2 protein-coding genes are annotated in these 8,495 nt (G+C 54.6%); both read right to left on the bottom strand.

The window, feature by feature from the left end; all coding sequences use genetic code 11:
* Positions 1 to 20: 20 nt before the first annotated feature.
* Complete coding sequence (locus H6G62_RS24900; protein ID WP_190500241.1) at positions 21 to 1,220, bottom strand: DUF4158 domain-containing protein; 1,200 nt, start codon at positions 1,218 to 1,220, stop codon at positions 21 to 23.
* 650 nt (positions 1,221 to 1,870) lie between these two features.
* The gene (locus H6G62_RS24895) at positions 1,871 to 7,777 is read right to left on the bottom strand and encodes a PAS domain-containing protein (RefSeq protein WP_190500239.1); all 5,907 of its coding nucleotides are present in this window, start codon (positions 7,775 to 7,777) and stop codon (positions 1,871 to 1,873) included.
* Positions 7,778 to 8,495 lie beyond the last annotated feature (718 nt).

The following is an 8,495-nucleotide window of genomic DNA, read 5'->3' as shown; positions in this document are numbered from 1 at the left end:
TCACCGGCTGGTGCTGTTCATTAATTGGACCGAAAGTGGAGGGTATCTAGGATGGCCGGAACCATGCGGCGGTAATGGTGCAGATAGGAGGCCCGGATGTGGGTATAGACCTTGTCTTGATAGGTATCTCCCGTCGTCTGCTCATCCACCAACGCTTGCAATGTCTCTGGGTCAGCGACTGGGTACACCACCTCTTTGACGGTGTCATCCGGATGCTGGAGAGACGCCACAGCAATCTTGAGCAACAGGGCCTCCTTGCGGGGAACGCGCTTGAACGCCGCGACTAACTCCCGCTCCACCCGTCGTTCTGCATTCAGACTCAGACGATGCACAATTTGCACTAGCAGGGTGACTAAGCCGTCAATGATTTCCTGTTTACGCTGCCAGCAGAAAGCCGCCACCAGAGTGTAGCGAATTGCCGATGGATGACGCCTCAATTCTCGCGGTGGTTCGGTCGAAGCCCGTCGCCGATACTGCTGCACCAACTTGGGAGCCACCGACGTGAAGAGGCTATCGGGCAAACCGAGGGCTTGAATGCAGTGCAGTTTATCAATTTCAGCCAAAAGGCTATTGAGCCCTAAACGGCCTGGATCCCTCTTGATCTGGTTGAGCTGCGATTGGCGGAAGTGTCCCGTTTCATCGGCCAGAGGGCTTTCCGTGTCCAGCAAGGCATCCAGGTTCTTGCCGGTTTGGGCTGAGAGCTGCGATGCGATGCCACGGCAAAACTCACGGTCATAGGCTCGCGCCGCCGACCGAATTAAACGCTCCAATTCCTTCCAGACGGGTGGTTCAATCTTGATCTGCCGAAACCGCTGATAGACCTGCGCTTTTAAGGCGTCAAAGGACAGGCCCAACGGCAGCACCTCCTCCATCAACCAGGTCTTCATCAACGACTTATCCGACTGCGCGATTGGCCTGAAACCCAAGAATGTCCGAATCTGAGCACGGTGAGTCTTCGTCGTTCGCCCTGACCAGTTGTCGTGACGGTAATCTTCTTCAGTGAGTTGGAGTTGTTGAGCGATAAAGGCAACAACGACTTTGGGGGTCTCAACCGGGGACTGGGGAAACCGAGCTTCTACCTGAAAGAACTTGAGCAAAACCGCAAACCCTAAGCGATTAGAGGCATTCGCGTTGGTCACTGCTTCAGGCAGAATCGCTAGCTCCGCTGGCATTAGGATGAATTGCTCGATTAGTTCTTCCGGTTCCCACTGGCGCTTCATCGCGTTCCTCTTCATTTAGCTTGCGCTAAACATACCAGTGAGCATCTGTGAGGAGATTGAAAAACAATATAAATGAACTAAATTGCCCCAAATCGCAGCTTCGCTACTTTAGGGCCCTGTTCGGCTCTAGTCATCTGGGCCGATAGGCTGCGGTGTTCGGAATGGAATCGATACCGACCGGGTGGGCAGAGGTCTTGAATGGAGATCGAGGCCATGGGGTCTGTCGGAAATGCGCGTCACCCAGTCTTCCCGATAGGGAAGTTGAGGCCCAGGCGAAGATCTAAGTTCAGGGCGACAGTGTCCCAAGGCGTCTGGCTCCAGGGACTTTAATGCGCTTGAATTTGGACGACTTGGAATTCTTGACTTTCGAGGAACGGATGGCAGATGCGCCCACCAGAGAATAGACGCGCCCATCCATGAGGAGAAGCCCTAGCTCTAGCGAGCTTGGGTGGTTCTGATTGTGGTCAGGAGGAATAGGTGGATCTGCGGGCTGAGGTTGATCTCCTCATGACTAATTTGCCACCTGCTGTAAGAAGGTACCGAGGGCATCAGCGACGGCTTAGTTTGTTTGGTTATATCGACCGCCAATATCGCTGAGGATGACGGGTTTAGGCATGGCAGGGGAGCCTTCGCACAGCGTCTTTTTAAACTCATTCTCGACCCGATGGAGAAGCAGCCTGCACTAGCAAGGTGGTGATGATTTCAGAGAGTTGTCTGAGGCGGATGGGCTTACTGAGGTAGTGGTTGGCTCCGGCCTCTAGGCAGCGCTCACGGTCGGCGGGCATGGCGAGGGCGGTGAGGGTGATGATAGGCACCGTGGCCAGGGCGGGTTTTTGGCGAATTTGGCGAATGGCCTCTAGGCCGTCGAGGTGGGGCATTTGAATGTCCATCAAGATTAAATCGGGCTGGGTGGTGGTGGCTAGGTCGATGGCTTCTAGGCCGTTTCTGGCGATGACGAGGCGATAGCCCTTAGCCTCTAGGTAGGAAGAGGAGGTGCTGAGGTTGGCTTCGTTGTCTTCGGCGAGCAAAATCAGGGGAGCCTCGGTGGGGTCTACCGGAGCCTCGGCCTTGATGGATTCGGTGAAGTGGGCTGGGGAGCCGTCGGGGTTGGGGAGGGCGATGATCGGTAGCTGAACGGTGAAGCAACTGCCGCTGCCGACTTCACTGGTGAGGGTGACTTCGCCGCCGTGCATTTCCACAAGGCGTTTGACCAGGGAGAGGCCCAGCCCGGTGCCTTCGTATTGGCGGTTGAGGGCGGTGTTGACCTGCACAAAGGGCTGAAACAGCCGTTGGGCATCTTCGGGTCTAATGCCAATGCCCGTATCAGTAATGGAGATAGACAACAGCCCCAGGGTATCGCCCAGGTTGGCTTGGGGGTGAATGAAGATTTCGGCCTGGACGTCGTTTTGGGCGAGGGCAATGTAGTTAGCGGCGAGGGTAATGTGGCCCCCTTCGGGGGTGAATTTGACGGCGTTGGTCAGTAGGTTAATCAAGACCTGGCGCAGGCGGCGGTCGTCGCCGTAGAGGTCGGGTAAGCCGTCGGGGATGAGGGTGGTAATCTGCTGGCGTTTTTTGTAGGCCTGCTGTTTCACAAAGGTGACGCTGGCGCTACAGAGCAGGCTGACGCTGATGGCATTGAAGTCTAGATCCACCTGGCCCGCTTCAATTTTGGAGAGGTCGAGGATGTCGTTAATCAGCGAGAGCAGGTGGCTGCTGCTGCGCTCGATGGTGTTGAGACTGCGCTGCTGGCGTTCGGTGAGGGGGCCAAAGATTTCCTCTTGCAGCCCTTCGGTCATGCCGAGGATGGCGTTGAGGGGCGTCCGCAGTTCGTGGCTCATATTGGCCAAAAATTCGTCCTTCAGGCGGGTGGCGCGTTCCAGTTCGGCATTGGTGCGGTGTAATTCGGCCTCGGCGGCTTTGCGTTCAGTGATGTCTTCGACCACCCCTTCAACGGCCAGAAGGCTATCGTCACTGTCCCAAACGGGGTGCTGCACCACATGAATGGTGCGAATGCCCCCATCGGGGTGGACAAAGGACATCTCAAATTCCTGGGACGACACCTGCCCAGTTCGCAGTGTCTCATCTTCAGATTGGGCCAACTCTATGGATTCTGGAAACCACTGGATTGTATCGGCCCAATGCCGACCCAAAACGGCCTCTGGCGGTACCCCAAAGACCGACTGGAACCCACCGCTGACGTAAGTGAAAAGGGTGCCGCCAGCAATGCTAAAGACAACGAATTTATCGCCAATGTCATCCACCAAGCGCTGAAACTTGGCCTGACTGTTGCAAATCTCCTGCTCGGCGAGTTTGCGGTGGGTAATGTCTTGGTGAATGCCCACCATCCGCATCGGCTGGCCTTGGCCATCGCAGTACAGCTTGGCGATAGACAGGACCCACCGCAGTTCGCCATCCGGTCGGCAGATGCGAAATTCGGCACTAAAGGGAATTCTGGCCCGCAAATCGGCCTCTAGTTGGGCCTCGACCCAGGGGCGGTCGTCGGGATGAATGTGATTGCACCAGTCTTGGTAGGTGAGAGGTCGCCCTAGGTCTTGCAGGCCATAGTCTTCGTAGATGCGATCATCCCAGATCGGGTCGTTGACCAAATCCCATTCCCAAATGCCGTAGGATCCGGCTCGGAGGGCCAACTTAAGGCGATTGGTTTGTTCTTGGAGGGCGAGTTCGGCCTGTTTGCGATCCGTGATGTCTTGGGTAATGCTGACCATCCGCAGGGGGGTGCCCGCTGCGTCGCGCTCCGTCTGGGCAAAGGCTTGCACCCAGCGCAGTTGGCCATCGAGTCGCACAATCCGAAATTCGGCGGTGAGAATGCCTTGCGCCTGCGGAGCCTGGGCTAGTGTAGCCTCGACCTGGCTGGCATCGTCGGGATGAAGGAGATCGCGCCAGTCTTGGTAGGTGGCGGGGCGGCCTAGGTCTTGCAGACCGTAGATTTTATACACCTGTTCATCCCAATCAGGGGGATTGACGAAATCCCACTCTCCCGCGCCAAAGCCACCCGCTTGCAGGGCCAGGGTAAGGCGATTGGTTTGTCGGCGGAGGGCGGCTTCGGCGTTTTTCCGGTCGGTGATGTCTTGGTTAATGCCCACCATCCGCTTTGGGTTGCCATGGGGATCGGTTTGCACTTGGGCAACAGCCTGGATCCACCGTAGTTCTCCGTTGGGGCGCAGAATGCGAAACTCGGTGTTGTAGTCGGCCTCGCCCCGCAGTGCCGCGTGCAGCAAGGCTTCAACCCGGTCACGGTCGTCGGGGTGCAGACTATCGCGCCAGGTCGGATAGACCGCCCGTTCCCTCAGGTTTTGCATCCCGTAGAGGACGTACATTTGGCCATCCCAGTTCACCTCATTGACGCAATCCCAATCCCAGGTGCCAATAGATCCAGCTTGCAGCGCCAAGGCTAAACGCTCGGAAAGGTCTTTCACGGCAGCTTCGGCTTCGGCCCGCTGCATGGTTGTCCACAGGCGCTCAGCGGTTTCGCGCACCAGGTCTACCTCTGCCGCTGTCCAGTCGTGGGGTGTGGTGGTGTTGGCGGTGAAGGCTCCCACCAATCGGCCATCCTTAATCAGCGGGAGAGACAACATGCCAACCAGGCCAAGATTAGCGAGGGCCACGCGATCCCGTTCAGGGACAAAGACGGCGGTTTGCGTATCGGCCACAATAACCGTTTCACCCTGGCGCAGATAGGGCAGACTAGCGCCATAGTCTGCCAAGGAATAGCGGCCAAGGAGGGAGGGCAAACCCGCCTGGGTATATTCGTGATTGATTTGGGCATAGCCTTCGATCTCATTGATTTCGGAATAAAAGACACGATCAACCCCCAACTGTTCGCCCAGCAGATGGCAAGCCTCGGCTTGAATGTGGATCGGGTTGGTGAGGGATCGCAGCACATCCGACAATCTGACCCGAAAAGCGTCAATTTCTGCCGCTGCCTGGGATGCCTCCAGCGCCATGCGTCCTTCGTGAATGTCGGTGACGGCACCGTACATCTTGATCACCTCGCCCTCTGCATTTTTGATGGGGGCAATATTAGAGACAAACCAACGGTATTCGCCATCATGGCGACGGATGCGGCGTTCTTCGCGTCGGGGTTCTCCCATTTCGGCAGATTCTCGCTGAATCAGAACCGATGTGGCCCGATCACCGGGATGAATGGCCTCTAGCCAGCCCCGCCCCAAGGCTTGCTCTAGGGTTTGCCCGGTATAGTCGAGCCAGCGTTGGTTGCACCAGGTGTTGAAGCTATCGGGGTCGCTTTCCCAGAGAAAATCGGGGACGAGGTTAGCAATCATCTCAAAGCGGGCTTCGGAGGCTTGGAGGTTGGCTTCGGTTCGTTTGCGGCTGGTAATGTCTACGACGGATCCTAAAAACTGCTGAATATGCCCCTGCTCATCGCGGGTATAGGCTTGCCCCCGCAGCAGCAAATCCAGCCAGCGGCCATCGCGGTGGCGCACCCGATATTCAAAGGTGAGGCTAGTTCCCTCTGGGCTTTGATCCAGTTGATCGATATAGGCGGCAAAACCAAGGTGATCGTCGGGATGCACCAGGTTAGGCACCAGATCGGCCCCCATGGCCAAAATTTCGGCGGCGGTATAGTCTAAGATATTCGCCACCGAATCGCTAACAAATAGCAGGCTTTGGCTGGGCACATCAAACAGATAAACCAGCAAGTCTGGGTTGGTCTGGATAGCACTTTCAATGAGCTTTTTCTGGGCTTGTAATTCGAGTTCAGTCTGTTTGCGCTCACTAATATCGGTGGAAATACCGCACAGGGCGTAGGGTTGTCCATCCTCATAGCACAACAAAAATTTGTGCGAGAGAAACGTTTTCGGGGTATCGACAAACAGCACCGTTTCTTCAAAGGGTGGCAAAATGCCTTGGGCAATTAGGGCATCATCATTTTCCTGGAGGCGGGCCGCTGTTTCAGCATCAAAAAATTCGTGATTGATTCTACCAATAATGTCTGATCGTTCACAGCCGAAGAGATCGACAAAAGCCTTGTTCACAAAGGTATGCCGACCGAGCAGATCTTTGGTATAAACCACCGCAGGCAATTCGTTTAGAATCGCCATCATCTGATCTTGGACTTTTTGAAGCTGATCTTCAATTTGTTTTTGTGCGGTAATGTCTCGACAGACACACACTAGAACATTGTCATCCAGCAGTGTGAGCGACACAAATTCTGGAAATGTGGTGCCGTCCTTGTGGGTAGCGACCAATTCCCCTTGCCAGTATCGTTGCTTTTGCAGCGTCGGGAAAACCGTCTGCTCAATCTGCGCCAGCATCTCTGGAGAATAGAGGATCGTCCAGCTTTGGCCAATTAGTTCTTCGGCGGTTTCGTAGCCAAAGAGCTTCACATGGGCCGAATTGAGATAGACGTAGCGATCATTCTGAAGAGTCGCAATGCCATCTACCGCCGATTCAATAGCCCCTAACTGCTGGCGCAAAACCGCTTCGGCCCGCTGGCGTTGTTGCAGTTCTGTTTGAACTTGCTCGTGCAAACTGGCTTGATAAATCCCCATACCAAGCTGGCTACCAATCTGTTGTAACAGGTTAATTTCCCCTTCTAGCCAAGGCCGAAAATCGCTATTCTGATACACCGCCAGCAGCCCCCAAAGGGTTTCTCCGGCAAAAATGGGCACTATCGCCAAGGCTTTGGCCTGGAATTGCTCTAACAGTTCAATGTGGCAGGGCTGAAAACCCGCCTGATAAATATTAGAAACGGCTAAGGTTTCTTGATTTTGAAACCGACTGCCTTTCTTTTCTTGCAGACAGGTATCGGTCAACACTTGGCGGATCTCAGGATGCAGCAATTTCACCCAAGGTTCCGCCACCGACTCGGCTACAAAATCGCCGCTCCAGTCGGGCAAAAACCGATACACCACCGCCCGATCTACCTTAAAAAACTGCCGTACCTGATCCACCGCTGTATTGAGAACCGCATCGAGATCTAAGGTCTGACGAATGCGCTGGGTGATGTCTCGCAGCAACATTTCCCGCTCGGTCTGCTGTTGAACGATAGCCTCAGCGGCTTTGCGGGCGCTAATATCCGTGAAATAACCAACCACCTCCTGGGGCATTCCGGCGGCATCGCGCAGCAAAACCCGGTCATCATGGATCCAAATATAGTGACCATCCCGATGACGCATTCGGTAATCGCATTGCAGTTTTCCCTGCTCAAACAACCCAGAGATCTGGGCGAAAACCTCGGCTACGTCGTCGGGGTGGATGAGTTGGACGCAAAAATCGGGTGTTGCGGTAAATTCTGACGGGGTGTAGCCCAAAACCGCCTCAATACCCTGGCTGATGTAGGTGCAGGCGTAGGGCGGTGTAGCCTGATGGCTGTAGGTGGTGGCGGGGCTAGTTTCCAGCACCCGCTGAAGCCGCTGGTTTTGGGCTTCGCGGTGCGCTAAATTTGTCTGCTGGTGGTTGATCTGCTGCTCAAGCTGCTGAACCGCCTCACGCTCGGCGGCTAACTGTTCGGAAAGTTGCTGAATAAGATCTTGGGCGGCTGCCAGTTGTTGTGGCAGACTCGATTCTGAGAGCATGAAGTGACCCAACGATACAGAGCGCAGAAGAAAAACATGGACAGAAACTGTACCAATACAATAAGTCAAACGTGATCTACTGGGCTTACAGCATCATCCCCATCAACATCGCTGCTGTATCTTAAGGAAACAACCAGATTCTATGTGTATGTAATTTCACATAGAAAGCAATTCCCGATTGACAACCGGGTATCCTGCGGCTCTTCTGAGTATATGGTGATAAGCTAACCTAATACCTAAGTGTGACAAGGCTTTCAGCCGTTTCCAAGAACGCAAGCCGTATACTGCTATACAGCTTCAGTCACAAACTCAGAAGAGCCTATCCTGCAAGGGCAAGGCATTCTCGTCTGTTAATACCGAAAATAAGCAAATTTTGCTTTGCTTACGTATCAATCATAAGCGAAAAAACGTGACCTACATGTGATGGACAATACGCAAACATCTTAAGTGCCTTACTGTTCCCCTCAACTCTGTTCAACCCGCGTCTTGTCATAATTGAGACCTAGAGCCGCGCTGTGACCTCGATTTCACCCCTCCCTATGCGTGACCCCATTCAGTCACTTACACAATGTGTTCGCCAAGATCTGCTGCCAGATCTGTACCTCGAAAGTATCGATCCGCATCATCCTGTGGTGGTTCATCGGGTGCCGGAGCCTTGGCGCTGTCTGGGGGTGGGCAACTATGCCGCCGTGTTTCTACATCCTGACTATCCCGAACA

Origin of the sequence: Phormidium sp. FACHB-1136, from assembly GCF_014697375.1 — a bacterium.
GTDB lineage: Bacteria > Cyanobacteriota > Cyanobacteriia > Phormidesmidales > Phormidesmidaceae > Nodosilinea.
Note: the sequence above shows the minus strand (reverse complement) of the source record. Positions and strands in the feature narration are given on the sequence as shown.

Coding starts and splice junctions, on each gene's coding strand:
- H6G62_RS24900 (WP_190500241.1), bottom strand. CDS start 1,220: ATGAAGCGCCAGTGGGAACCGGAAGAACTAATCGAGCAATTCATCCTA.
- H6G62_RS24895 (WP_190500239.1), bottom strand. CDS start 7,777: ATGCTCTCAGAATCGAGTCTGCCACAACAACTGGCAGCCGCCCAAGAT.